At 54.6% G+C, this 25,892-nt stretch carries 28 protein-coding genes; 15 read left to right on the plus strand and 13 right to left on the minus strand.

Annotated features, from left to right (window positions below):
• Window positions 1–15: 15 nt before the first annotated feature.
• From E2H98_RS15005 to E2H98_RS15050, 10 genes are all read right to left on the minus strand, one after another.
• Complete coding sequence (locus E2H98_RS15005; RefSeq protein ID WP_157591404.1) at window positions 16–399, minus strand: DUF3088 family protein; 384 nt, start codon at window positions 397–399, stop codon at window positions 16–18.
• Window positions 400–527: 128 nt separating this feature from the next.
• Window positions 528–929: a hypothetical protein gene (locus tag E2H98_RS15010; protein ID WP_133590046.1), complete on the minus strand. Its 402-nt coding sequence runs from the start codon at window positions 927–929 to the stop codon at window positions 528–530.
• A 171-nt stretch (window positions 930–1,100) separates the two neighbouring features.
• On the minus strand, window positions 1,101–1,538 hold the full coding sequence (locus tag E2H98_RS15015; RefSeq protein WP_133590045.1) for a GFA family protein: 438 nt from the start codon (window positions 1,536–1,538) through the stop codon (window positions 1,101–1,103).
• Between the two features lie 41 nt (window positions 1,539–1,579).
• Window positions 1,580–2,455 carry an AraC family transcriptional regulator gene (locus E2H98_RS15020; protein WP_133590042.1) on the minus strand — a complete coding sequence of 292 codons (876 nt, stop codon included), beginning with the start codon at window positions 2,453–2,455 and terminating at the stop codon, window positions 1,580–1,582.
• A gap of 74 nt (window positions 2,456–2,529) precedes the next feature.
• On the minus strand, window positions 2,530–2,952 hold the full coding sequence (locus tag E2H98_RS15025; protein WP_133590040.1) for a hypothetical protein: 423 nt from the start codon (window positions 2,950–2,952) through the stop codon (window positions 2,530–2,532).
• 15 nt (window positions 2,953–2,967) lie between these two features.
• Window positions 2,968–4,590: an alternative ribosome rescue aminoacyl-tRNA hydrolase ArfB gene (gene arfB, locus E2H98_RS15030; protein WP_157591405.1), complete on the minus strand. Its 1,623-nt coding sequence runs from the start codon at window positions 4,588–4,590 to the stop codon at window positions 2,968–2,970.
• A 249-nt stretch (window positions 4,591–4,839) separates the two neighbouring features.
• Complete coding sequence (locus tag E2H98_RS15035; protein ID WP_133590038.1) at window positions 4,840–5,361, minus strand: hypothetical protein; 522 nt, start codon at window positions 5,359–5,361, stop codon at window positions 4,840–4,842.
• A gap of 41 nt (window positions 5,362–5,402) precedes the next feature.
• Complete coding sequence (locus E2H98_RS15040) at window positions 5,403–5,714, minus strand: antibiotic biosynthesis monooxygenase family protein (protein ID WP_133590036.1); 312 nt, start codon at window positions 5,712–5,714, stop codon at window positions 5,403–5,405.
• Between the two features lie 101 nt (window positions 5,715–5,815).
• Window positions 5,816–6,262, minus strand: a complete 447-nt coding sequence (locus E2H98_RS15045; RefSeq protein ID WP_133590034.1) for a RidA family protein — start codon at window positions 6,260–6,262, stop codon at window positions 5,816–5,818.
• A gap of 63 nt (window positions 6,263–6,325) precedes the next feature.
• Entirely contained in the window at window positions 6,326–6,847 is a 522-nt protein-coding gene (locus E2H98_RS15050; RefSeq protein ID WP_133590032.1) for a hypothetical protein, read from the minus strand.
• A 180-nt stretch (window positions 6,848–7,027) separates the two neighbouring features.
• Here E2H98_RS15050 and E2H98_RS15055 point away from each other — a divergent pair, with 180 nt between their 5' ends.
• The 7 genes from E2H98_RS15055 (at window position 7,028) to E2H98_RS15085 (ending at window position 14,011) form a co-directional block, all read left to right on the plus strand.
• Complete coding sequence (locus E2H98_RS15055) at window positions 7,028–7,726, plus strand: TetR/AcrR family transcriptional regulator (RefSeq protein ID WP_133590030.1); 699 nt, start codon at window positions 7,028–7,030, stop codon at window positions 7,724–7,726.
• Entirely contained in the window at window positions 7,726–9,099 is a 1,374-nt protein-coding gene (locus tag E2H98_RS15060) for a cytochrome P450 (RefSeq protein ID WP_133590028.1), read from the plus strand. Before E2H98_RS15055 ends, E2H98_RS15060 begins: the two co-directional genes overlap by 1 nt.
• Before the next feature lie 116 nt (window positions 9,100–9,215).
• Window positions 9,216–9,800, plus strand: coding sequence for a TetR/AcrR family transcriptional regulator (locus E2H98_RS15065; RefSeq protein ID WP_133590025.1), 585 nt, complete (start codon window positions 9,216–9,218; stop codon window positions 9,798–9,800).
• A 189-nt stretch (window positions 9,801–9,989) separates the two neighbouring features.
• Window positions 9,990–11,039, plus strand: a complete 1,050-nt coding sequence (locus E2H98_RS15070) for a lipid A deacylase LpxR family protein (RefSeq protein WP_133590023.1) — start codon at window positions 9,990–9,992, stop codon at window positions 11,037–11,039.
• A gap of 41 nt (window positions 11,040–11,080) precedes the next feature.
• Window positions 11,081–12,193: an alkene reductase gene (locus E2H98_RS15075; RefSeq protein WP_133590021.1), complete on the plus strand. Its 1,113-nt coding sequence runs from the start codon at window positions 11,081–11,083 to the stop codon at window positions 12,191–12,193.
• 341 nt (window positions 12,194–12,534) lie between these two features.
• Window positions 12,535–13,311 (plus strand): ferredoxin--NADP reductase, encoded by a 777-nt coding sequence (locus E2H98_RS15080; RefSeq protein ID WP_133590019.1) that lies wholly within the window; start codon window positions 12,535–12,537, stop codon window positions 13,309–13,311.
• A gap of 31 nt (window positions 13,312–13,342) precedes the next feature.
• Window positions 13,343–14,011, plus strand: coding sequence for a nitroreductase family protein (locus E2H98_RS15085; protein ID WP_133590017.1), 669 nt, complete (start codon window positions 13,343–13,345; stop codon window positions 14,009–14,011).
• 17 nt (window positions 14,012–14,028) lie between these two features.
• Here the strand turns inward: E2H98_RS15085 and E2H98_RS15090 are convergent, their stop codons facing one another.
• Window positions 14,029–15,201 carry an MFS transporter gene (locus tag E2H98_RS15090; RefSeq protein WP_133590015.1) on the minus strand — a complete coding sequence of 391 codons (1,173 nt, stop codon included), beginning with the start codon at window positions 15,199–15,201 and terminating at the stop codon, window positions 14,029–14,031.
• A 54-nt stretch (window positions 15,202–15,255) separates the two neighbouring features.
• Here E2H98_RS15090 and E2H98_RS15095 point away from each other — a divergent pair, with 54 nt between their 5' ends.
• From E2H98_RS15095 to E2H98_RS15130, 8 genes are all read left to right on the plus strand, one after another.
• A complete protein-coding gene (locus E2H98_RS15095; RefSeq protein WP_133590013.1) occupies window positions 15,256–15,624 on the plus strand; it encodes a hypothetical protein in 369 nt (122 codons plus the stop codon).
• Between the two features lie 448 nt (window positions 15,625–16,072).
• Complete coding sequence (locus E2H98_RS15100) at window positions 16,073–16,996, plus strand: 1-aminocyclopropane-1-carboxylate deaminase/D-cysteine desulfhydrase (RefSeq protein WP_133590011.1); 924 nt, start codon at window positions 16,073–16,075, stop codon at window positions 16,994–16,996.
• A gap of 348 nt (window positions 16,997–17,344) precedes the next feature.
• The gene (locus tag E2H98_RS15105) at window positions 17,345–18,262 is read left to right on the plus strand and encodes an ABC transporter ATP-binding protein (protein ID WP_133590009.1); all 918 of its coding nucleotides are present in this window, start codon (window positions 17,345–17,347) and stop codon (window positions 18,260–18,262) included.
• Window positions 18,263–18,264: 2 nt separating this feature from the next.
• Window positions 18,265–19,044, plus strand: coding sequence for an ABC transporter permease subunit (locus tag E2H98_RS15110; protein WP_232475423.1), 780 nt, complete (start codon window positions 18,265–18,267; stop codon window positions 19,042–19,044).
• A gap of 10 nt (window positions 19,045–19,054) precedes the next feature.
• Window positions 19,055–20,905, plus strand: a complete 1,851-nt coding sequence (locus E2H98_RS15115) for a GldG family protein (protein ID WP_133590007.1) — start codon at window positions 19,055–19,057, stop codon at window positions 20,903–20,905.
• Window positions 20,906–20,935: 30 nt separating this feature from the next.
• Window positions 20,936–21,994, plus strand: coding sequence for a DUF4340 domain-containing protein (locus E2H98_RS15120; protein WP_133590005.1), 1,059 nt, complete (start codon window positions 20,936–20,938; stop codon window positions 21,992–21,994).
• A gap of 208 nt (window positions 21,995–22,202) precedes the next feature.
• A complete protein-coding gene (locus tag E2H98_RS15125) occupies window positions 22,203–22,658 on the plus strand; it encodes a universal stress protein (protein ID WP_157591406.1) in 456 nt (151 codons plus the stop codon).
• 163 nt (window positions 22,659–22,821) lie between these two features.
• Window positions 22,822–24,042, plus strand: a complete 1,221-nt coding sequence (locus tag E2H98_RS15130) for an IS256 family transposase (protein ID WP_157591272.1) — start codon at window positions 22,822–22,824, stop codon at window positions 24,040–24,042.
• Window positions 24,043–24,190: 148 nt separating this feature from the next.
• Here E2H98_RS15130 and E2H98_RS15135 read toward each other — a convergent pair whose 3' ends face one another.
• Window positions 24,191–25,309: a 5-(carboxyamino)imidazole ribonucleotide synthase gene (locus E2H98_RS15135; RefSeq protein WP_133593907.1), complete on the minus strand. Its 1,119-nt coding sequence runs from the start codon at window positions 25,307–25,309 to the stop codon at window positions 24,191–24,193.
• Window positions 25,310–25,312: 3 nt separating this feature from the next.
• Window positions 25,313–25,807 (minus strand): 5-(carboxyamino)imidazole ribonucleotide mutase, encoded by a 495-nt coding sequence (gene purE / locus E2H98_RS15140; protein WP_133593905.1) that lies wholly within the window; start codon window positions 25,805–25,807, stop codon window positions 25,313–25,315.
• Between the last annotated feature and the right edge of the window lie 85 nt (window positions 25,808–25,892).

The raw sequence follows: 25,892 nt of genomic DNA on the forward strand, positions 1-25,892 counted from the left end.
GACGCTCAACCCATCCTACGGCATTTTAGGGTGAGCGGCCGCGATGCCATAGACGATAGCCAGGTAGGCTGCAATGGCTTCCGGGCCAGCTACAAAATAGTTGCCGGTTTCCGTACTCTGTTTCAGTAAGTGTTGCGCACCCGGGTGCGGTTTGGCCACGGCCAATACCGGGCAGCTTTGATGTGCCTCACCGAGCACGGCAATCACCTCAGGCCGCGGTCTTGGAAATGCAATCCGCTTTACTTCCAATAGTTGTTGCAGCTCAGGGAAATAACTCAACATGCCTTCCACCGCCGCACAATGAATGCAGAAAAACGGAATTGGCCCGACTTTGGTATCGGCGAAGTTCGGTGAAAGCAGGAAAAGGGTTTCGCGCTCCAAGCTCTTGATAGTTCTCAATTCTATGGTGAGTGTTTCAAGCTAAACGAAAACAGGAATACGGTTCCTTGAACGGTTAGGGAATGCCGGCTTCATAATTGAGTTTACATGCGGCCGAAACCGCTGCGCGGGTTCGGACTTACATAAACCTATTTTGCGACTTTGCTGCCAAAGTAGAACGCTAATACCGCTGTTAGAGCTGCCCAAAGCTCTTTAGGTACCTCTGCTTCTGGTCTAAAGATCACTAGGAATACAATTGTTAAAGTGATGATTAGTCCAATGATGCCCGCCGAACCACCAATCTGTTCAAGTAAACTCAGTCCTCTAGTCTTTTTAGAGATCCAGGATAATAGTAATGCCTCATTTTTGGCGAGGTAGATCTCATTTTTATGGACATACACATAGTTATGAAACTTGCCCTCGTCAGTGTCGAAACCAACGACGTATAAAGTGCCATTCATGAAGTCGGGATGTACATTCACGATCCTGCAGTTTTTGGCGTCAGAGGTAATCCTTCTGACCTCTTCTATAGCCTTTTCTTTGTACTCCATTCTTTTGTTCTCATTTGATGTCTACGGATTGAAACGAGCAGCTCGCAGGTCCGAACCCGAAAAGCGGTTGCGGACGTATGTTACACATAGCCATTAGTGATTACAGTGGAAAGCGAATTTCGCTTCGCCCAGAATATCAGATAAGTGATTCTCGGCAATCCGCTGAAGCCATTAGCGATATGCCTCAGCGGGTTCGCCTTCTATGCTGATCGCCATCCAGGCTTTTTGCCAACGCGGTTTTTTCTCCTCGGGGTTGAGTTGTTTGGGCGATACCAACGCCGAATGCTGCAGCTGCGCTTTTTCATCCAATACGTCGCTGTTCAAGGCGCCTAGCCGTTGCGGCTGGAACGGAAACGTGACGGCGACTACGGTGCCGCAGCCGGCGCAGGTCAGGAACTGGGCCTGACCGGAACCCTGTTGCTGGATAACGTAGTGTTGTTCGAAATGCACAAACAATTTGCCGGCTGGGTCGGAAAGCCAGTGCAGTTTTCGTTCGGTGCAGAAATCGCAGTCGCAGGCGCGCGGGCCCAACTGATTGAGCGGATGTTGGCTGTGAAATTCCACCTGGCTGCCGCCACAACGACAGTGTCCGGCAAATTGATAAGGCATTGGAACCTCCGGTTGTGAGCTCCTGACAGGATTCCCCAACTTTACCGCAATGGCAAAAACACTTCCGTTACGGCCTGATGCTCGGGCACATCCGGGAAAAATTTCAGGCGCTGGAAGAACAGCGGAAAATCGAGCGGCGACTCGTCACTCGCTGGCAGCCACTGTTGGTAAAGATAGCGCACAATGGGCGCCAGGCCCTGATCATGACCGATATGTCTGACCACGGCGCAGCGACAAGCCGGAATGGTTTTGTTGACGATGCCCTGATCATTGGCGGCTAACGATTGTTGAACAGCAGCGCCGAGATCGAAGCGATAGTCTTCCGGTGCGGTGACGGCTGGGTCGTCATAGATCAAATTGAATGTGGCGCTTCGTGACGGCGGTAAGCGATTGGCGCGCCGCCAGGCGATGAATTGCTGAATGCTTTTGCCGAGTTGTTCTGGTGGGCCGCGGTGTTCCAGTACGGCCAGTTGCGTTTCCGGAAAATCGCGGATTTCCACTTGATAGGTTGCTTGATTGTTGGCGCTATCGTTCATCATCTGTTCCCTTGTCTGTTGCAGTTGCCGCATGACGTCGTGCCACTGCTGCCAATCTGGCTCGCGGCGAAACATCGTTGGCGCCTGACCAAACAACCGCCGGAACGTGCGGGCAAAGGATTCAGCGTTTTGATAACCGGCATCGGCGGAAACTTCACCGATGGAAAGGCTATCGCGATAGGCCAGTTGAAACGAGGCGCGCTGCAGGCGCAGCAAGCGGATGTACTGAAATACACCAATACCGTAGCAGGCGGAAAACTGCCGCTGAAAATGATACGGCGACAGTGCCGCTACGGCGCTCAACGTGGCAATCGACAATTCTTCATCAAGGTGCTGCTCAATATGGCGCAATACCTTGCTGAATCGCTCAATACTTTGCACAACGGCTCCTGTTGTTTGGTTGGGATGAACGATAAGGGAACGCGTCTGGCATTACCTGACCGAAAATGCGCTTTTTACCAAACAAGCGAATGTGATGCTGGCCATACGGCAACTGCCAATCCGTAGGCAAACACCAACGTAATTGGCGACAACAGACGAATACTGCGGTGAGACAGCTGTTGCGCGCAGCGCTGTGAGTACGCGGCATGCCACTGGCGTGGAATCAGCATCAGGGCAATCGATGAAAGCACAATAAAGCCACCCATTATCGAAAACGTGGTGGCGAATGCGGTGTACTCAGCGATGAGGTACATCGCAGCGCCCCACAGGCAACGCAATCCAAGCTCACCGTAGTTGATTAGCGGCGTGCTGCCTGCTTTGGAAAGTAGCGTGCGCATGCGCTCGGGTTGGAAAAACATACCAAGGCCAACGAGGGCTAACCACATCGCCGCCAGCAAGTTGATGGCAATCGCCATCATCAGAAGTAGTGGTGGCATCCTTGCTCTGGTCCGCTATTGATCTTTTACTGGTTTGCGCATCGCTTTGACGACGCCGCGCTGGGTTTTGTTTTCCAGCCGTTTTTTCTGTGAGGCGGCGGTTGGCTTGGTGCGTCGGCGCTTTTTCGGCACCACGCTGGCGCGTGCGATCAGTTCTTGCAGGCGCTTGACCGCCTCTTCACGGTTTTGCGGTTGGCTGCGCTGACTTTGCGCTTTGATCACGATGACGCCATCTTTGCTGATGCGATCATCCGGCATTTGCTTCAGCCGTTGTTTGACAGCATCGGATAGCGATGAAGCATTGATATCGAAACGCAAATGCACCGCGCTCGCGACTTTGTTGACGTTCTGGCCACCGGCGCCTTGCGAACGCACCGCTTGCCATTCGATATCGCGTTCGTCGATACTCGGTAACGGCAGTCTCTGTTTAGTGGGTTTGTTGCTGGTGCGCGCCGGTTTGGCGGCCGGTTGCGCCGCCGGTGCGGGTTGCACCGGTTTTTCCAGTGAAGGTTTTAGTTCCGGCACGGGTAGCACCGGCAGTTTTTGTTTGGTCAGTTTCTCGATCGCGGTCAGTAAACCCTTTTCATCGCTGGATACCAGCGATAGCGCTTCACCTTCACTACCTGCGCGCCCAGTGCGGCCAATGCGGTGCACGTAATCTTCGGCAACCATCGGTAGCTCGTAGTTGATGACATGCGGCAGCGCTTCAATGTCGAGACCGCGTGCAGCGATGTCAGTCGCGACCATGACACGAATGGCGCCGGATTTAAAATCAGCTAAAGCTTTGGTGCGTGCGCCCTGACTTTTGTTGCCGTGAATCGCGGCGGCAGTGATGCCATCTTTCTGCAGCTTTTCCGACAGGCGATTGGCGACGTGTTTCATTTGTACGAACACCAGCACCTGCGACCAATTGTTGTCGCGAATCAGTTGGCTGAGCAGTGCGATTTTTTTCGGCTTGTCGATCAGGTAAATCGATTGCTTGACGGTGCTGGCCGTGGCATTGCGCGGGCTGACATCAATTGACACCGGTTTGTTTAGCAAGCCATGCGCCAGTTTGCGAATGTCGTCGGAAAAGGTTGCCGAGAACAACAGGTTTTGCCGCTGTTTTGGCAACAGCGCCAGAATTTTTTTGATGTCGTGGATAAAACCCATATCGAGCATGCGGTCGGCTTCGTCGAGCACCAGCATTTCCACTTGGTTGAATTTGATTGCGCGCTGTTGGTGCAGATCGAGCAAACGTCCCGGTGTCGCGACCAGTAAATCAATACCGCGACGCAAGGCCATCATTTGCGGATTGATGCTGACGCCACCAAAAACCGCCGCATAGCGAAGCGGTAAATTCCGGCCGTAGGTTTTTGCGCTTTCTGCCACCTGGGCGGCGAGCTCACGTGTTGGCGTTAATACCAGGGCGCGTACTGAATTGGGTTTGGTGCTGGCCCCTTCGCTCAAGCGCTGCAGTATCGGCAGTGTGAAGCCGGCGGTTTTGCCGGTGCCGGTTTGCGCGGCAGCCATGACATCGCGGCCTTGCAATACGGCCGGAATGGCTTGTTGTTGAATCGGCGTCGGGGTTTCATAGCCTTCGGCATGCAAGGCTTGGAGCAGGGCAGGGAGTAAACCTAAATCGGAAAATGCGGGCATCAGGGAGACAACATCGTGAAGGCAGGGCGATACGCCCAGCGGGTATTTAAGGCGGCATTATCCCTGAATTGGCGCGGTTTAGCAGAAATAAAGCCGCGTAGCCGCTAGAAGCCATCTCAAAAATGCCTGGGAGCTCGGCGATCTGCGCGAATGCGGTGCTCGGAATCCTCATTTACGACTTGTAAACTCCGGTTCCTGCGCTCCTATTCACGCACCTCGCCATCGCCCAGACTATTTTTAAGATGGCTTCTAAAAGCCCTGTTTCTGCAACTGTCTGACTCGGGCTTTGACGGAGGCCGGTTCGTCGGCCAGGGCCATGTTCAGAAACTGATCGGCATCGGCACGGTATTCCGGGTACTGCCGGGCCAGCCAATAAAACGCGTGATAAGCCCAGGCCCGGACGAAGGTATTCGGATGGGTCAAATGACGACGCAACGCGAACTCAACAGACGATTTTTCGGCTTTGCCAATGGGCAGGTATTCGGCGCTTTGCAACAGGTGCAGCAAGGCTTGCCAGTCGTCAACGGTGGGTAAGCATTGGTGAATGCTTTTGATGTTCGCTGCGCTCAACGAACCGCCATCACTCAGCCATTGTTTCAGCAGGTAGCTGGCACCGCGTTGCAGTTCGGCATCCTTCAGCATCGATAACGACCATTCCGGGAACTCGTCGAACTCCCGGAATTGTTGGTAAATCGTTTTGATTGCGCTGGCTGATTTGCCATCCCATTCCAGAATCGCATTCTTTAGCGCTGAGTGAGTGGTCGGTTCCATGGCGCTGCCTTTTCACAATCAAAACGATAAACGGTCGTTACTTAAGCAACCGGTGTGTCACCCGGAACAAAATGCCCCATAAAACTCAGCGACTCAATGGCCTGCATGTAAGGCAGAAAACGCGGGTCGCCATCGGCGAAGGCTTGCGCGGCTGCCTGGGCGTGCTCGTGGCTTTGCCATTTGGCGATGTCGGCAAAGGTATTTTCGCCAAGCGGCGCGTAAGCCTCGAAGCTGATCAAACCGGGAAAATCTTTCAGCGTTTCGCGCAATTGTTTGCGCAGCGTTGGCATCTGCGCTACGTGCTCGGGTTTGACGGTAAACAAAGCGACTTCCAAAACATGCGAATCGTTCATCGTGAAGCTCCAACAAAAAAAGGAGCGCCATGTTGCCTGCCTACTCCTGACAGCATACTGTCAGGAGTAGGCAGGACGCATCTGCAGGAATGCTTCGTCAATTACTCTGGAAACACCGCGATCAACTCCACTTCCAGCACCATGGCTGGCATAAACAAGCGATCGACCTGCACCCAGGTGGCCGCAGGAAAATCACTACCGTAAAACGTTTTGCGCGTAGGGGCGGTGGCAATGAAGTCATCGAGCTTGGTCGCGTAAACGTTTTCCTTGATAACGTTGGCAAAGCTTAAGCCATGGGTTTTCAGTATCCGTTCAAGACGCTGATATACAGCCGTAGTCGCGGCGGACATTTCGCCGGAGGCGGTGACGCCGGAAATATGCAGTTGATTGCCACCGCGCACCGCGCCGCAGTAGCCGATGCCTGGTTCTATGTCGGCATTGACGTGAAAACATTGTTTATTGATGGTGGCGGGTTTGCTGCTGCATGCAGCGAGCAGCAAAATGCTGATGACAATCAGGATGCGCAATACATGATGACTCGGGTTCATAACCGCTCCTTTGCGTGCTGGTAAGCGAGTGTTCTAGTGGAGAAAGCGATGGAGCAACGCGCGCTATGGTGTGCGCGGAGAATCGGAGCTCAGACAGTTACCGCTGTTGGCGATGGAAAGTCGAGCCGCCAAATCCGGGTCGACATGGTAGTAAAGCGACAGGATCTGCCAGCCTTTATCGGTTTGATAAAGCTGGATGCTGTTGACGCCGACAAAATCCGCTTGTGGCGCTTTTGGATCGCGGCGTGATTCGACAACGCTGTAGACCTGGGCAAAGCGATCCTGCCGTTCAACGCTGCGGCTTATCTCGCATTCATAAAATCCCTGCTCGCTGACCTTCTGCAATGAGGCGACGAAATCTTGCGCGTTATTGATGCGCAGCTCTGGCTGTTGCTGACGATAGCGACTGCCGAAAACCATCGCCTGCGGATGAAACAGCGTCTGCAAGGTTTGGGTATCGGCACTGACGCCGGGTGGGTGGGAAAAGGCCTGCCAGAGTTGTTCGATGGTTTGTTCTGGCGTTGAACCGGCGGCCAGGCAACTGCTGGCGACAAAACACAAGGCAATTAGGCGAACGACGACCATATCAGCGTCTCTATGATGGCAAGGCCATGAATCATAAAGACTTTTGGCGTTCTGGCTGATCGTGAATGTTCACCTCCAAAGCAGCTTGTCGTTGTTCTTGGCTTTCTCAAACAGAAGGCCCGTGGAGAAATATTTTTTGTACGACGTACAAAAATGGTCGCCGTATGGTATTTTGCTCGCATGACAATCCAGCCCCCAAAACGTCGTCAACGCAAGCGTGAACGCACGGCCTCACATTTGAGTGCAACCGCCTTCAAGCTTTTTGAAGCCCATGGCTATGACGCGGTCTCGATGGAGCAAATCGCCGACGAAGCGGACGTGGCGAAAGCGACGCTTTATAACCACTTCCCGGTGAAAGAAGCGCTGTTGGCGCATCGCTTCCGTGAGGACATAGCTGCCGGTATGACGGAGCTGGCGACGGCGCTCGCGGCACATAAGAGTTTTGATCAGCGCATGCGCTATCTGCTGCGCGAGTCAGCCGCCTGGCACAGCGAGCGCAGAGCCTATATGCCGCATTACCTGCGGTTTTTGACCAGTCAAGCCAGCTATGGTGAAACCCCGACCAATCATGCGCTGCGCGATCAGCGGTTCGATACCGATACCAGGCAGATTTTGACGCTGATGATTCAGGCCGGTCAGATGGCGGGAGAAATCGATACTCGCCAAACCGCCGAACAGATTGCCTGGAGTTTTGAGTACCTGCTGTTCGGTGCCGTTTCGGCCTGGCTATGTGACCCCAACACCGATTTGACCACACGATTTCTCGCGGCATTTGATTTGCTGATGCACGGCATCTCCAGCGCTCACCCTGCAAAAACAACAGCGAACACGAAGGCGCAAACCACCACGGCTCGATCACGATCCTCAGGAGTAAAGTAATGGCGATTACAACCAGCATTGAACAGGTGCCGAGCAGGAAAATTTCTTTGGGCTTGTCACTACTCCGGCACATTCAACACGATCCACTGGGCGCCGCCAAACAACTTCAACAGCAATATGGCGATGTCGCCAAACTGAATATTCTTTTTCGTCGAATTTATTATTTCTTCAGCCCGGAAGCGGCTCGTCAGATCCTGGTCGATCATCAGTCCGATTTCGTCCGTGAATCGCGTCAACTTAAAGTTTTCGCCTCGTTTCAGGGCAAGAATGTGCTGACCACTGAGGGGGCAGATTGGGATCGTCAACGGCGCATTCTGACACCTGGTTTTTCGCCGAAGCGTGTTGCGGGTTATATGGATCTGATGAACGCCGCCATTCACGACAGCGTTAGCGCAGAACTGCCCGTCGAGCCAGGAAAAACGGCGGTTGTTGATGCGGATTTCCTGACCACGCGTGTCACGATGGACGTCATTCTGCGCACGTTGTTTTCGTATGCGACGACACAAGCGGAGGCGGCCAAGGTTTCTATCGCGATCCGGGCGCTAAGCCGACAAAGTATGCGCGAATTGTTTTGGCCGATTATTCCACCGAAGTGGCTACCGTACCCAGGGCGTGCCGCCAAGCTGGAGCAACTGAAAATCATTCATACGTTGATTGATGAGCATATCCAGGCGCGGACCAGTACGAACACTGATAGCAAACAGGATGTGCTCAGCATGTTGTTGGCGGCGCGCGATGATCAACCGGGCGCGGGTAACGCGTCGCTCAGTGCGCAGGAAATTCATGATAATTGCTTCGTGTTGTTCGCGGCGGGGTTCGATACCGCGTCGTCGGCGATGAGTTGGTGGATAGGCCTGATGGCAACGCATCCTGGCATCGTTGAGCAATTGCGCCAAGAGATAACGGCTGCCAACACGACAGCATTGGAAAGCATCGCTCGCTTACCACTTTTAAACGCCACTATTAAGGAGGCGATGCGTTTATACCCGCCATCCACGGCGCTATTTACTCGCGTTGCGCAAAAGGACGTGGTGATCGGTGATACGCCGGTCGCCAAAAACACCCTGGTAGTGATTCCGATTTGGAATTTGCATCATGATGCGCGTTCGTTTGCGGAGCCCAATGTGTTTCGTCCCGAACGCTTTCTGCCTGATGCCCCAGCCATTCCTCGCGGTGCTTACCTGCCTTTTGGCGCCGGCCCACATTTCTGCCTCGGCCAGCATTTCGCCAGTATTGAAATGGCATTGATTGCCGCTCATCTGATTCAGCATTTCGATTTTGCTCTGGCAGAAGGTGAAACGTTGCCAGAACCCGTTGTGGATTTGGTGCTTAAGCCAAAATCGGGGTTACGGGTGCGGGTTACCCGACGTTAAGCGCTTGCCTTAAACGACTGCTTCGGCGTATACAGCGCGACATCCGATAAAGCATCTGAATAGCCCGGTATAATCCGGGCTTGACAAAACAAGACGACCGGTCATATTATTCTCCCATGAGCAAAGCTACCGACAAAAAAGAACTGATCCTCGACCGCGGTATGGAGGTCATGTTTCGCCAGGGCTACAACGGTACTGGTGTGCAAGACATCGTTTCCGCCGCCGGCGTGCCGAAAGGTTCTTTTTACAACTACTTCGACAGCAAGGAATCATTTGCCGTCGAAGGCGTTACCCGGGTAACCAAGCAGGGTTACGAGTGGGCGAGGTCGCTGTTGACCGACAGCTCGGTGCCGCCGCTGCAACGGGTGATCAATTACTTTGAGCAGAGCGTGCAGTGCCAGGTCGATGGTGGATTCACCGGCGGTTGTCTGGTTGGCAACCTGTGTCAGGAAATGGCTGATGTAAGTGAGTCCTTACGTAGCCGAATCAACTCACTGATGTGCGGTAACGTCAGCCTGATCCGGGACTGCTTTCGCGAGGCGATTGCCAGTGGCGATTTGCCGGACAAGAAAAGCGCTGAAGACACCGCGGAGTTTGTCTTCTGTGCCTGGGAAGGGGCGTTGATGCGGATGAAAGCGGCGAAAAGCCGGGAGCCGCTCGATACCTTTTTGCGAGTACTGAAGTCAGCGTTTTTGAAGTAGTTTTCAACGAGGTTTTAGGCCGCTCGGCATTGAAAGCCGGGTAGCCGCAGAGGAATAAATCGTGCGCGTGGCGGGCGATTTTTTTTGTAACGAAACAAGACGACCGGTCATCTAATTGGCCGTGATTTGCGACTATATTTTTTTTGCTGCAAATTAAGACGACCGGTCATATTAAGGCGAGTAACAACAATGAACAAGCTTCTGCGTAACAGTCTGGCTACCGCATTGGTGCTCTTGAGCCCGGTCACGCTGGCCGCCGATCCAGAGCCGGCCGAAACCGGCTGGGCGTTCTATATCGATAATGATCTGCTGACACCAGGTCATCGCGATCGCGATTACACCGGTGGTTTTTCGCTAACCCGATCCGGTCGTGATGTCGCTGACGGTTTTGCGTCGTTGGAGCCGGTACGCGCCTCCATCGATCGCTTGTTTGGCGTGCAAGGGCTTTATCAGGATAACGGCCTGACCCGGCATAGCCAGGAAGTCGGTATCACGACTTTTACTCCGGCCGATCTCGACGACCTGAATGCACAGCAGGGCGACCGTCCTTACGCCAGTTTGTTGTATTTCAGTCAATCGACGGCGCATATCGACCCGCATCGCGAAGTGGCTTACTTAAGCACGCTGACTGTCGGCCTGCTCGGTCTGGAGTTGATTGGCGAGCTGCAAACCGATTTGCACAAAGCGTTCGGCGCCACCGAACCGCAAGGCTGGGATAACCAAATCAGCAACGGCGGCGAACCGACGTTTCGCTACAGCGTCGCGCGCACGGCGCGTAACTGGTCCGGTTCGTTTGCCGGCTTTGAAGGCGAAAGCACGACAGCCTTGCGTGCCAGCGCTGGTTACCTGACGCAACTGACGTTCGGCATGGCAACCCGGGTCGGTGAAATCCATTCGCCGTGGTGGAGCTACAACCCACAGCTCGCCGATTACGCCGAAAAAACCGTGCCGGTTGCTGCTGCGGAAGGCGGTGCCGAGCAATATTTCTGGGCTGGTTTCTCTGTGCATTGGCGCCTCTACAACGCCTTTCTGCAAGGCCAATTTCGCGACAGCGCCGTGACGTTTTCTGCCAACGAACTGGAGCCGCTCGTCGCTGAAGCCTGGCTCGGTTACACGCTGGCATCCGAAAACGGTTGGCGCTTTTCCTACGTATTACGGGCGATGAGTTCCGAGATCAAAAACGGACCTGGCGATCGCTCACTGATTTGGGGCGGGCTGACAATCAGTCAGGCGTTCTGAACATTTTTTCACTCAATCAAACCCTCGCTAAGGAGCATGTCATGAAGCAATTATTCAACGGCCTGAAAACCGGCAAACTGGATCTGAAAAACCGCATTGTCATGGCGCCGATGACTCGTTCACGCGCCGGCCAACCGGGCAATATTCCGACCGAATTGATGGCGACCTATTACGCCCAGCGTGCCGGTGCTGGTCTCATCATCACCGAAGCCACACAAATCTCACCGCAAGCACAAGGCTATGCCTGGACGCCGGGCATTCACAGCGGTGCACAAGTGGAAGGCTGGAAAAATGTCGTCGGAAAAGTGCACGACAAGGGTGGAAAAATCATTGTGCAACTCTGGCATGTTGGCCGCATTTCCCATTCGGCGTTGCAGCCGCAGAATGCGCTACCGGTGGCGCCCAGCGCCATCGCCGCCGAAGGCAATGCGTTTATCACCGACGCGGCCGGCCAACCGAAATTCGTGCCGTTTGAAACGCCGCGTGCCCTGGAAAAACGTGAGCTCGCTGGCATAGCACTCGACTTTGCCAACGCGGCGCGCAATGCGATGGCAGCCGGTTTTGACGGCGTCGAAGTGCACGGTGCCAACGGTTATCTGCTCGATCAGTTTTTGAACACGAGTTCAAATCAGCGAGAAGATGAATACGGCGGCAGCGTTGAAAATCGCGCGCGCTTCTTGCTTGAAGTCACCGATGCGGTAGTGGCCGCAATTGGTGCGGATCGTGTTGGTGTGCGCATCAGCCCGTATGGCTCGTTCAATTCGATGCAGATGGATGATCCGGAAGCCTTGTTCAGTCACTTGGTTACCGAGTTGAACCAGCGTGGCTTGGCTTATTTGCATGCCATTGACCCACGTTCGCAAATGGATCAATCCGACGCTGGCAACCAGCGCAAAGCCAAGCGGATGTTGGAGCTGATTCGCAAGCATTACGATGGCGCATTGATATTGGCCGGTGGTTTTTCCGGCGAATCAGCGGCGGTAGCGCTGGCAGAAGGTCAGGCGGATCTGATCGCGTTCGGCAAACCGTTTATTTCCAATCCGGATCTGCCGGAGCGTTTGCTGAAAAAGGCGGCACTGGCGGAATGGGATGCCAATACCTTTTATGGCGGCAGCGAAAAGGGATATACCGATTACCGGCAACTGAGCGCGTAACACACTCTCGAAAGACGCGGCTTGCCATCGAGAAGTCGCGTCTTTCTGATGAAGGTGGGCATCGCTGCCGCGGCATCAAGAAGACGGCAGTGAGCGCCCTGTAGCAAAGCCGGCTACCGGGCGGGCCACCGCATTCGACTGCCGACATTTACGCCCAACCGAAAGTCCCTACGTTTTATATAACCAAAAAGCATATTTCCTTTATTCATAAATAGCTGAATCCGCTGGATCTTTGGCCAAAAAACCTTAGCATGCGCAGCTCATACAGCCATGGTTGCAAACGATAACCATTATCGATTTGTGACGCCTGCAGTTTGCATTGGTATTGAGGAGTTGCGATTTTGGCAGCCATACGCACCGAACGGGTTACCCAGGTCCACCACTGGAATGAGGATTTGTTCAGTTTCCGCACCACCCGCGATTCGGCGTTTCGTTTTGAGAACGGCCAGTTCGTCATGATTGGTCTGCCGGTCAACGGTAAAGCGCTGCTGCGTGCCTACAGTATCGCCAGTGCCAACTACGAAGAAGAGCTGGAGTTTTTTTCGATCAAAGTGCAGCACGGTGCGCTGACCTCGCGTCTGCAGTCACTGCAGGTCGGTGACGACGTGCTGGTGTCTTCAAAACCGACCGGTACCTTGTTGCTTGATGATTTGCTGCCCGGCAAGCGTCTGTATCTGCTTTCTACCGGCACCGGTCTGGCGCCATTCTTGAGTTTGGTGCGCGACTTCCGCACTTACGAGAAATTCGAACATGTCGTCGTGTTCCATGGCGTACGCAACGTCAACGATCTGGCGTATTTTGAGTTCTTTACGGATCAATTGCCGAATGATGAATTGCTCGGCGATATGGTGCGCCAGCAGCTGAAATATTATCCCTGCGTTACGCGCGAGCCGTTTCACAATCAGGGCCGGGTGACCGATGCATTACCGAATCCGGCGTTCTATCAAAAGCTCGGTTTGCCAATGCTTGATCCCGAGCATGACCGATTGATGCTCTGTGGTAGCCCGACGATGCTGAAAGACACCGTAGCCTTGCTTGATTCGCGTGGTTTTAAAGCGTCGCCAGCGATTGGTGAACCGGGCGATTACGTGATCGAACGGGCATTTGTCGAAAAATAAAAATCTCAATCAATTGCCGGAGGGAATCATCATGAGTCAGCATCCATTTGTGCCATTGCCGCCACTGCCGTATTTTGATGATGAAACGCGTATCGCCCAGGCCAATGCGTTTTATCAGCAGCTGAAAAAGCGGCGCACTGTGCGCGAGTTTTCTGATGCCCCGGTGCCACGCGAAGTGATCGAACAATGCTTGCTGGCGGCCGGCACGGCTCCGAGCGGCGCCAATCAACAGCCGTGGTTTTTTGCGGTAATTACCTCCGCTGATTTGAAAAAACGTATTCGTGAAGCGGCCGAAGCGGAAGAGCGTTTGTTCTACGGTTCGCGCGCCAGCGAAGAATGGTTGCAAGCGTTGGCGCCGCTTGGCACCGATGAACACAAACCTTTCCTGGAAGTGGCGCCGTACCTGATTGTCGTGTTCAGCCAGAAATGGCATCTCGATCACGACGGCAAAAAGCACAAGCATTATTACGTGCCGGAATCGGTCGGTATCGCCTGTGGCATGTTGCTGGCCGCGCTGCACGATGCCGGTTTGGCGACGCTGACGCATACCCCCAGTCCGATGGGCTTCTTGAATGAGATTCTTGATCGGCCAAGTTCCGAGCGCGCGGAAATGATCATCGTTGCCGGGTTGCCGGCGGCTGGTGTCACGGTGCCGGATATCAGCAAAAAATCGTTGGATGAAATTGCGCGCTTTTACTGAAGTCAAAAAAAGCGAGATTATTTTTCCCCGACTCTGATTTGCCAACAGGCCAGCAAGGCCAATACGGACATAACGACGGCAAAGTTGTAGGCCATTGCTGGACTCATTTGTTGCCATAAAGTACCGACCACCGCGCCATTGGCCACCAACGCCAGACCGGTCAGCAACGCATACAAACCAAATGCAGTACCGCGTTTCAACTCTGGCGCATGCAGGGAAATCAGCGCCGCCAATATGCCTTGTGAACTGCCAAGATGCAGCCCCCATAACGCGGCACCAAGCCAAATCATCTGACTGAAGTCGGCGAAGCGCAGCACCAACATGGCGGCCAACAAGATCACCATACTGGCGATCAACAGCCGACGCGGGCCGATATCGTCGAACCATTTTCCGACCGGGTAAACGCTGGCGGCATAAACGATATTCATCGTTGCGAACAACAACGGTGTTTCACTTTCACTCAAGCCCACCGATTGACCGCGCAACAACAAGAACGCTTCACTCGGCCGTGCCAGCGCCATCGCGCAGGCAACGGCGACAACGAGCCAATAGGTTTTGGAAAAAGGCGGTGATTCGGCGTCTTCGCCATTTTTGTCTTCATTATTTTTTTGGTGCTCCGGTTCGCGCACAAAGAGCAGCAAGATGCTGACTGACAGCACTGCCGGAATCGCGGCCAGCCAAAACACCAAACGGTAATTGTCGTGCAGCCACCACATCGCCAGCGCTGCCAGCAATGGCCCGACCAAGGCGCCTGCCGTGTCCATCGCCTGACGCAAACCATAGGCGCGGCCTCGCAAAGGTTTCGGTGTGATATCGGCAATCAGTGCATCGCGCGGCGCGCCGCGTATGCCTTTGCCCGTGCGGTCAAGCAGGCGCGCGGTGATGATCAGCGGCAGACCTTGTGCCAGCGCAAACAAGGGTTTCGTGCAAGCGGCCAGGCCGTAGCCAAACGCGGTCAGGTATTTGCGGTGTTGAAAGCGATCGGAAAGCCAACCGGACAGTGGTTTGAAAAACAGTTTCAGCGATTCGGTGCCGCCATCAATTAAGCCGACGGCCAGTGCCGACAAGCCAAGCACATTGACCATGAACAGCGGCAGCAGACTGTGTATCGCCTCGCTGGACACGTCCATGAAAAAACTGACAAAGCCGAGCGCGATAACGCTACGGTGCAAACCCTGTTTTTCCGTCATGGGTGATGAACGATTTTTGTTTCCGATGACGTATCATTGGTCAATCTCTCCGCAATGTCGAATGCCACTACGCCAATGCCAATCGACTCCGACTATCATCGCCGCAAAAATGAAGCCGCGCGCCGGGCCGCGACCGAGGCGTTGGTCGAACAGCGTAAAAGCGAGTGGCGTGACAAGGGGCTGGTGAACGATCTCGCTTCGCAGCGCGAGGTCGAAGCCGATGAAAGGATTTGGCAAGGCCGGCGTTGGTGGCAGGAAAGCCGCTGGGTACGGCCGATCGTCAACGGGTTGATTGTGCTCTGCATCGGACAAATCGCTTGGGTCATCGCCAAGATGGAATCGCCGTTTTCGTTGGCGTTTTGGATTCCAGTACTGTTATTTCTGTTCCAGTTACGCATCCATATCGGACGATTTGGGGCATAAACTGCCGCCACTGGTCGGTTTTTTTGCCCGATCAGCGTATTTGAACTTGTGTTACGGCAAAGCTCTGAAATAATTGCTAAGTCCGTTTGCGAAGGAATGGCTATGTTTGAGCACTTTATCAAAGTGGTTCAGCCAGGGATGTTGGAGCCGGTATACGTTGGCCCCGAACGTCGCCTAGACCGCCGACGCAGTGTACGCAATGAGGATTTTGAGCGGTTGTTACGCCATTTCGGACTGGACCGGAGAGTTCACACAGATAGGCGCAGCATCGATTCATCCTGGTTGATTACCTCGTCCAAGGCAGCCGAAACAGCGGCTGTGCTGTAACCTAAATTATCGGATCGCGTTTTCCCGGCGCGACTCGATTCCCGTTCTGCCCCTCGCATTTTCCTCTCTGATTCTTCTTGTGTTAGCGTGCCCGGCCTGAATTGCCGTCCGCTTTACGTCAATGTCGTCTCTGAAAAACTGGTTCGATGCGCTGGCACCTGCGCCATTGCAGCAGCTTGAACACACACAGGCAAAACGCGCTGGTGTCGAGCTGTTTGTGTTGCGTGAAGATTGTCGCGGCCAGCAACTTTCTGGCAATAAAGCGCGCAAACTGAAATACCTGCTGCTCGAGGCCGAGCGCCGTGGTGTACGCCGCGTGATCAGCGTCGGCGGCGCCCATTCAAATCATCTGCATGCATTGGCCGCCGCCGGCGCGCAATGTGGTTTTGTCACCGAAGCGTTTGTCCGGCTGGCTGAAGACGCGCCGCTGACGCCAACGCTGATCGATTGCCAGCAATGGGGTATGCGCTTGCATCGCCTGGACCGCGAGCAATTCCGCGCGTTGCGCGATGAGCCGCAGCGCTTTTTTTCCGCTGATCCGGAGACGCTGTTTATTCCGGAAGGCGGCAGCACGCCGCTGGCGCTTGCTGGTGTTGCCGAAATGCTCGATGACCATCCGCAGCGCTGGTCGATCGTGCTCACTGCGGCCGGCACCGGTGCGACGGCGGCCGGGCTCGCCTGCAGCCCGTTTGCTGGCGAGGTCTGGGCGGTGCCGGTGCTGAAACAAGGCGGCTATTTGCGCGCGCAGGCCAAGCAATTATTGACCGCATCCAGGCTTACCCGTCAGGCGCCGATACGCTGGCTGCTCAATGAACATCACGGCGGCTACGGCAAAGTCCCGGACGAATTACTGACTTTTTGCGCAGACTTTTCCGCGCAGCATCACATACCGCTGGAACCGATATACACCGGCAAGGTCTGTTACGCGTTCGAGCGATTGCTGAGTGCCGGCGCGTTTCGGCGCGGTCAGCGCGTGTTGCTTGTCCACAACGGCGGATTACAGGGCTGGCGACAACCGTTGGCAATTTCGGCACCGAATACTTGAATTTTCATGATCGGCACTTAAGATCAGGCACCGCTTTTACAGGGAGTAGCGACGGTACTCGTCTTTTGCTCCTGATAATCCTAAAAACCGCAGTTGGACGCAGCGCAGAGTGCGTGCCGGCGCTGGCGAGGCAAGGCGCGAACCACAGCGAGGTTGAACACCTCGCGAGGATTTGCAACGCCGCATCGACCAGTCCGGGATGCGCTATGCGTTGCGGAGCGGCTCACCCAATGGGTGAACCTCGAAATGGGCAAAAACCTCTTCATGTTCATTGCCTTATCTATCATTTGGAGCGGCCAGCTGCGGCTTTTAGGATACTGGCCAAACCTCGCGGGAGTTCAGAACAAGATGATTGAAATTCACCAGTTGACCCGGCGATTCGGCGATTTTTGCGCCGTTGACCGTCTGAGTTTTTCGGTGGCGCCGGGCGAAATCCTCGGCTTTCTCGGCCCGAACGGCGCCGGTAAATCGACCACGATGAAAATGCTGACCGGCTTTCTGACGCCCACTGAAGGCTCGGTGAAAATCTGCGGCTTCGATATCGAAAAACAGCCGCTGGAAGCCAAGCGCCTGATCGGTTATCTGCCGGAAGGCGCACCGAGCTACAACGACATGACTGTGCTGCAGTTCCTCGACTTCATGGCCGATATGCGCGGTCTGGCCGGTGAGCAAAAATCGCAGCGCCTGAAGGACGTGATCGCTCAGGTGCAGCTTGATGAAGTGCTGCACAAAACGGTCGATACCCTGTCGAAAGGCTTCAAGCGCCGGGTCGGCTTGGCGCAGGCGATCATGCATGATCCGAAAGTGCTGATCCTTGATGAGCCCACCGATGGTCTCGACCCGAACCAGAAGCAGCAGGTACGCGAGCTGATTCTGAATATGGCGAAAGACAAAATCATCATTATCTCGACCCATATTCTCGAAGAAGTCACCGCTGTCTGCACCCGTGCGATCATCATCGCCCACGGCAAACTGTTGTCCGACGACAGCCCGCAGGATTTGCTGGCACGCTCACCGCGTCACGGTGCCGTGCGCTTGCAAATGGCGCATACGCCGGAGCATGTCGCGGCGTTGAAGTCGCTGAGCAGTGTCCGCGATGTCGAACACCTGAGCGCCGAGCAATTGCTGGTGTTGCCGCGTTATGGCGCGACGCTGTATGCCGACATCAGCGAGCTGATCAAAAAAGAAAAATGGCCGGTTGGCGAAATGTTTGCCGAGCAGGGCCGGCTTGATGATGTGTTCCGCGAAATTACCTTGAGGGCCTGAGCATGAGTCAAGAATCTGTAGTCGCGACATCGGCGAGCTTAAGTCCTTCGTCGATGATTGGCATGTTGTTCAAGCGTGAGTTCCGCAGTTATTTTTCGACGCCGCTGGCGCTGGTGTTCATCGTGATTTTCCTGGTGATGTCCGGCATCTTCACGTTCTATCTCGGTAACTTCTATGAGCGCAATCAAGCGGATTTGATGGCGTTTTTCAGTTTCCATCCGTGGCTGTATTTGTTCCTGGTGCCGGCTATTGCCATGCGCACCTGGGCCGAGGAGCGGCGCAGTGGCACGCTGGAATTGCTGATGACTTTGCCGATCACGATTTGGCAGGCGGTGCTGGCGAAATTTCTGGCCGCTTGGGTGCTGCTTGGTTTGTCGTTGGTGCTGACCTTTCCGATTTGGTTCACAGTCAATTATCTCGGCGAGCCGGACAATGGTGTCATCGTTGCGGCTTACCTTGGTAGCTGGTTGATGAGCGGCGCCTTTGTCGCCATTGGCACTTGTCTTTCCGCCGCCACACGTTCGCAAGTGGTGGCCTTTATTCTGACCATCGTGATCTGCTTTGTCTTTGTGCTGGCCGGTTTTCCGATGGTGCTCGATGCCTTTTCCGGTTGGGCCCCGCAATGGCTGATCGATGCCGTTGCCTATATGTCGCTGATGGCCCATTTCGATGCCATCAGCAAAGGCCTGCTGGATGTTCGTGATGTGTTCTTTTTTGTCAGCTTTATCGCTGCCTGGCTGATCGCCACGGCGATTGTGCTCGACCTGAAAAAAGCCGAGTGAGAAACCCGACATGAATCAGAAAATCCTTTTTTCTCGTGCCGGCCTTGCCTTGCTGGCTGCCGCGTTTATTGCGCTAACGCTGGTCACCAGCCTGTTGCTGCGCGGCTGGCGCGTCGATTTGACCGAAAATCAGTTGTACACGCTGTCTCCCGGTTCAAAAAATATCGTCGAGCAAATCGATGAGCCGATTAACGTCTATTTGTTTTTCTCCGAGTCGGTCGCCAAAGACGTGCCGAGCCTGAAAAATTACGCCCAGCGTGTGCGCGAATTGCTGCAGGAATACGCGCGCCTGAGCCAAGGCAAACTGGTGCTGCATTTTGTCGATCCGGTTCCGTTCTCCGAAGACGAAGATCGTGCCGCTGAATACGGTTTGCAGGCCGTGCCGGTCGGCGGTGAGAAACTGTATTTCGGTATCGTTGGCAGCAACAGTGTCGATGTGCGTGAAGTGCTGCCGTTTTTGCAGCCGGACAAAGAGCAGCAGCTGGAATACGAGATCAGCCGTTTGATCGCTAAGCTGTCACAGTCCGAGCCACCGGTCATTGGTCTGATTACCGGCATGCCGGTCAATGGCGGCTTCGACATGATGCAGCAAACGCCGCGTCAGCCTTGGGTGGTGTTTGAGCAACTGCGTCAGCTTTACACGATTCAGGAAATCAAAGGCGATGCCGAAGCGTTACCGGAAAATCTGTCGCTGCTGATGATTGTGCAACCGAAAGCGGTTTCGGAGAAAATGCAATACGCCATCGAGCAGTTTGCGCTGAACGGTGGCCGCATCCTGTTGTTCGTCGATCCGTTTGCCGAAGCGGATCGCTTGCCGGCTGGTCAGGAAAATCCATTCCCGCAAGTGATGGCCGGGGCCGATTTGAATTCCTTGCTGAAAGGCTGGGGTGTACAGGTGGCGATGGATAAAGTCGTGGCCGACGCCGAGAACGCGCTGCAGATTTCCGGCGGTGCGCACAGTGCGCCGGTGCGGCATTTGGGTATTTTGGCTTTGTCCGGTACCGACAAGGGCGAATTGATTAGCGCCAATCTGGAGCTGGTGCATTTTGGTATGGCTGGTCATGTCGAAACCTTGGCGGATGCGACGACGACGGTGTCGCCATTGTTCCAGTCGTCGACCGACAGTGCGCTGCTGCCGCGCAGCCAGTTTGAGTTTCTGCCGGACCCGAGCACGCTGGCGAAAAACTTCACGCCTGGCGGTTCGGCACTGAATGTCGCCGTGCGCATCAACGGCCCCGCCAAAGCAACGATGCCTGCACCGGAAAATGCCCAGAATGATCGCCGTGAAAGCATTGAAACCGGCATCAATGTCGTGGTCGTGGCCGATACCGATGTGCTGACCGATCGCTACTGGGTGCAGGTGCAGAATTTCTTTGGTCAGCGTATTGCCCAGCCGTTTGCCGACAACGGTAACTTCGTGTTCAACGCCGTTGAACAGATGTCGGGCTCCAGTGATTTGATCAACCTGCGCAGCCGCGGTCAGTTTGCCCGGCCGTTCACCAAGGTCGAAGAGCTGCGTCGTCAGGCTGAGCAGAGCTTCTATCAGCGTGAACAGGAACTGCAGAATCGTTTGCAGGAAACCGAGCAAAAGCTGGCCGATCTGGAAAAACGTTTGAACGAATCCGGCAACGTGCAATTGAGCGAGCAGGAAGTGCAGGCACTGAACGATTTCCAGCAGGAGCGTTTACGCATTCGCAAAGCCTTGCGCGATGTCCAGTTGCAGCTGAACCAGAACATCGAGGCGCTGGGCACCAAGCTGAAAGTGATCAACATCATTCTGGTACCGCTGGCATTGATTCTGATTGCGGCGTTCCTGGCGATGTCACAGCGTCAGCGCCGCAAAGAGCGCAGCGCTGATTGATCGCGCTTGCCGACTAGAGGACATTCGAACATGAACAAGAAAGTCTTTTTTTCTTTGGCGCTGGCGACGCTGGCGCTGATTCTGATCGCGGTGCTCAGCAAGGCGCTACGCACCACGCCGGGCGCCAGTGTGCAAACCGGTGCTTTGTTGCCGCAGTTCGACAACACGCGCGCCAGTATTGACCGCATCGTGGTCAGCAAAGGCGGGCAGAACAGCGTGCAATTGCAGCGTCAGGGCGAACAGTGGCTGGTAAGCAGTCGTTTCGATCATCCTGCCAATGCCGGTGCGCTGCGCACGTTGTTCGACGATTTGAATAATGCCCAGCAACGCGAAGCGAAAACCAGCGACCCAGCCCGTTATCAACAGCTTGGCGTGCATGCCGAGGGTCAGCATTTGCAGTTGTCTGTCGGTGATAGCCAATATGCCGATTTGATTCTTGGTGAAGTGGTTACCCGTCCGGCTGGTCAATTTGTTCGTCGTGCAGACGAGGCGCAAAGCTGGCTGATCGATCGGGAAATCCGGCTGCCGGTAACCGACGGCGGCTGGCTGCAGTTCAGCTTGCCGAAAATGAGCTCGGCCGATTTGCAAAAAGTGGAGCGCTACGAGCTTTCCGGCGTGCAATGCGTGGCCGCGCCTTGTCCGGAGTCAGAGAAAGTATTGTTCAGCCTGAGCAAACAGGCGCCGGAGGAAACCTCCTTCACGCTAACGCCATTGCCGGCCGGCAAAAGCGCCGGTCCAGCCTGGAAAATCGCCGGTATCACCGAAGTGCTGAATGGCTTGAATAGTGTCAATGACGTCGCCAAACGCGAAACGCTGCTGGCCGACAATGCCGAGCCCGTCCGCACCCGTTTCACTCGCTTTGACGGTTTGCAAGTCGATACCGAGCTGGTGAAGAAAGGCGAGGAATATTGGCTCGCTTTTTCCGTCACGGCACGTGATGATGCGGTAGAAGAAGTCAAAGCCGAGGCGACAAAATATGCCGAGTTGCTGACGCCATGGAGTTATCAAATCGCCAGCTACAAAGGCGAGGGGCTGGCACGAGGCCATGCCGATTTGCTGCAAGAGCAAGGTGCCGAAGCCAGTCAATAATAAGAATAATTGGTAATAAAAATCATCTTTGCTATTTCAGCACTGCAAACGCCGTCAGTCTTGACGGCGTTTGCTTTTCAGCAGATACCCGTTTGATTTCTCGCAACCGGCAGGCAACCTCATTCCTGACTAAACTTGATATATCTCAAACGTTTTTATCACAAAACGTGTGAAGCTGATCTGGATAATCATTGTCATGGAGGTGGCTATGTACAAGAAAATTCTGGTTCCTGTCGACGGCTCTGAACTGTCAGATGAGTCGGCAAAAGAAGCCGTGAAATTGGCGAAAAATCTCGGTTCCGAGTTGTGTTTTTACCACGCCAATGTGGTGGCAATTCCACCGATGATGGCGGCCGAAGTGCTGCAGGGCGGCCAGACTGTCGCCGAGATTTTTAGCGAAACTCAGGAAGCGCATGGTAAAAAAGTGCTGGCACAGGCTGCGAAGTTTGCTGATCAGGGTGGCATCAAGTTTTCCACCTACAGCAGTAGTGCAGAATCAGCGTGGCAAGGTGTGGTGTCAGCCGCGAAAAAGCAGGAGTGCGATTTGATTGTCATGGCGTCGCATGGCCGGCGCGGTTTGAAGTCGCTGCTGCTTGGTTCAGAAACTCATCACGTATTGACCCATTCAACGATTCCGGTATTGGTGCAGCGCCCAAAGTCGTAAAGCCACAACATGGAGTCAATATCTCAGCGGAAGAGATGGAGTCGGGTTTTGAGGGCTTGATTGAAACGCGGTGAACGGAGGTGCGAATACGTTCGCCGCTACTGAGGGGACCGTTTTGATTTTTGTGTAACTGGCTTCATCATATCCTCAATAGGAGAGCATTATGAAGCCAGAAAAACCTGTCAGCACCCATACCACACTTGATGAATTATTAGACCGTTGCAAATCAACCGAAGACTTCCAGGCACTAACCAAAGTGTTGTTCAAGCAGGTCGCGGAGCGGGCGCTGAAGGCCGAAATGGAACAGCATCTGGGTTATGACAAACACGCCGTCAAAGGTCGCAACTCCGGTAATTCACGTAACGGCCGATCGACCAAGCAAGTGCAAACCGAGCATGGCCCACTGGATATCGAAGTCCCACGTGACCGGAATGCCGAGTTTGAACCTCGGTTTATCGGCAAGCATCAACGACGCGTTGGCAGCATAACGGACGCCATCGTGCGACTCTACTCTTACGGCATGAGTCAGCGTGACATTCACGACTACCTGCAAGAAACCTACGGCAACGCGGTGTCACCGGCGCTGATAAGCCAGGTGACCGAACAGGTTATGGATGAAGTACAACAATGGCAGAAGCGACCACTCGATTCGACTTATGCGATTGTCTATCTCGATGCCTTGGTGACGAAGTCGCGGCAGGATGGCATGGTCGGCAATCGCTCCGTGTATGTAGCGCTGGGCATCAACATGCGCGGTGAGAAAGAGATTTTAGGGTTATGGTTGGCCAGCAGTGAAGGCGCCAAGTTCTGGTTAAGCGTTATCAATGAACTGAAAAATCGCGGCGTCAATGACGTATTGATTGCTTGTGTCGATGGCCTTAAAGGCTTCTCGGAAGCGATTAATGCGGTCTACCCGCAGACCCATGTGCAGCAATGCATCGTCCATCAAGTGCGTCACTCGCTGCACTTCGTCCCTTGGAAAGAGCGTAAGGCCGTGGCGGCCGATTTACGGTTGATTTATCGAGCGGCAACGGAAAGCGAAGCACAGCGGGCGCTGGCTGAATTTGAACAGAACTGGGGCGGGAAGTATCCGCATATTGGGCCGAGCTGGCGTAACAACTGGACACGGTTGACGGTGTTCTTTGATTATCCGCCGGAAATACGGAAAATCATCTACACGACCAACGCGATTGAATCACTCAACGCCAGCTTGCAGAAAGTGTTGAAACCCAAGAAAGCCTTCCCGAATGACGAGGCAATCTTGAAGGTGTTGTACTTAACCTTGCATCGGATCGCGGAAAAGTGGACGATGCCGGTACACGATTGGAAAGCCGCACTGAATCAGTTGTTGATCGTGTTCGGCGAAGACCGCGTGAAGGTGTAAATCCGCCAGTTACACAAAATTCTGGACAGTCTCCTACTGAGTCGTTCGCATGAATTGGTAGGTTCGAATTTATTCGGACATTCGTTTCTAATTCTTCGCGACAATGTCTTAACAACATTCGTAAAAAAGGGAGCGAATCGCTCCCTTTTTATTCTTCCGTCAACCTCACCGGTTCATCCGGCAACCACGGCGTCAGTGCCTGCACGCGGGCGTTCAAGTCCTGGTAATTCTCTGCGTACAAATTGATATGTCCAAGCTTGCGGGCTTCGCGTTCAGTCTTGCCGTAGCGGTGAATTTGCAAGCCGCTTTGGCCAGCGAGCGCCGCCAAATCATGATGCTTGCCGATCACATTGACCATAGCGGTCGGGCGGCTGGCTTGGGTATTGCCAAGCGCCATGCCGGTAATGGCGCGCACATGGTTTTCAAATTGCGAGACTTCGGCGCCGAGCTGGCTCCAGTGTCCGGAGTTGTGCACGCGCGGCGCCATCTCGTTGGCGAGTAGTGAGCCATCGGCCATCTCGAATAATTCCAGCGCCATAACGCCGACGTAATCGAGATGGGTCAGCAAACGGGTGGCGTAATCAAACGCGGCTTTCTCGGTTTCGGGGCGCAGGCGCGGAGCCGGCGCAACGGATACACGCAGAATGCCGTGGGCATGATGATTTTCCGCGAGCGGATAGCAGCGCTTGTCACCGCTGGTGGAGCGTACGGCCACTACTGATAGTTCGCGGGCAAACGGTATCGCTTGTTCAGCAATCAACGGTGCGGCGTTGCCAAGCAATGCCCACACTTCTTTCACGTCGTTTTTATCGCGCAACCATTTCTGACCTTTGCCGTCGTAGCCAAGGCGCGTGGTTTTGATCACCAGCGGCAGGCCCATGCTGTCAGCCGCGAGTTCCAGATCATGCTCGGATTGAATGGCCAAAAATTTCGGCGTCGGAATGCCGAGGCTGCGGAACAAACTTTTTTCGATCAAACGATCTTGCGAATGGCTGACGGCTTTCGCATCCGGTCGAAATGGAATGCCGCTGGCAGCGAATTCCTTCAGGATGTGTTCCGGCACGTTTTCCGTTTCGGTGCTCAAGACATCGCAGCCGTGCAAAAACGCGGCGCGTGACGCGGCATCGTTTACGTCAAACCATTGTCCGACCGATGAAGCCGGTCCATGTTGGTCGCTACCCAGAAAACGAAAACGATGGCCAAGCGGAATACCGGCCAACGCCATCATCTGGCCAAGTTGGCCATCACCGAATACACCGATGATCACGATTTATTCCTCACGCGGATCCGGTTGCGACAACACTTTCTGGGTTTGCTCATCGCGGAATTTCGCCAGGGCGGCGCGAATGGCTGGGTGCTTCGGCGCCAGAATCTGCGCGGCCAGAATGCCGGCATTGGCGGCACCGGCTTTGCCGATGGCGAGCGTGCCAACCGGAATGCCGGCAGGCATCTGAACGATGGAAAGCAGGGAGTCCTGGCCTTTTAAGGCGGCCGATTCGACTGGCACGCCGAGCACTGGCAGCAGTGTTTTGGCGGCGCACATGCCGGGCAGGTGAGCGGCACCGCCAGCACCGGCGATGATCACTTGCAGACCGCGGCCTTCGGCTTGCTCGGCGTATTCGAACAGCAAGTCAGGCGTGCGGTGGGCGGAGACGACACGCACTTCGTGCGGCACGCCAAGGGATTCCAGCATGTTTACGGCATGTTGCATGGTCGTCCAATCACTCTTGGAGCCCATAATCACACCGACCAAAGGCTGACTCATGTCAGGTTCGCTCTGGGTGGGGTTGATCAAGGGCGCAATTCTACTGATCTCAGATAAAAAATCATTAGAAACCGGCGGTTTTTGC

It is taken from the genome of Permianibacter aggregans, from assembly GCF_009756665.1.
GTDB classification, from domain to species: Bacteria; Pseudomonadota; Gammaproteobacteria; order Enterobacterales; family Permianibacteraceae; genus Permianibacter; species Permianibacter aggregans.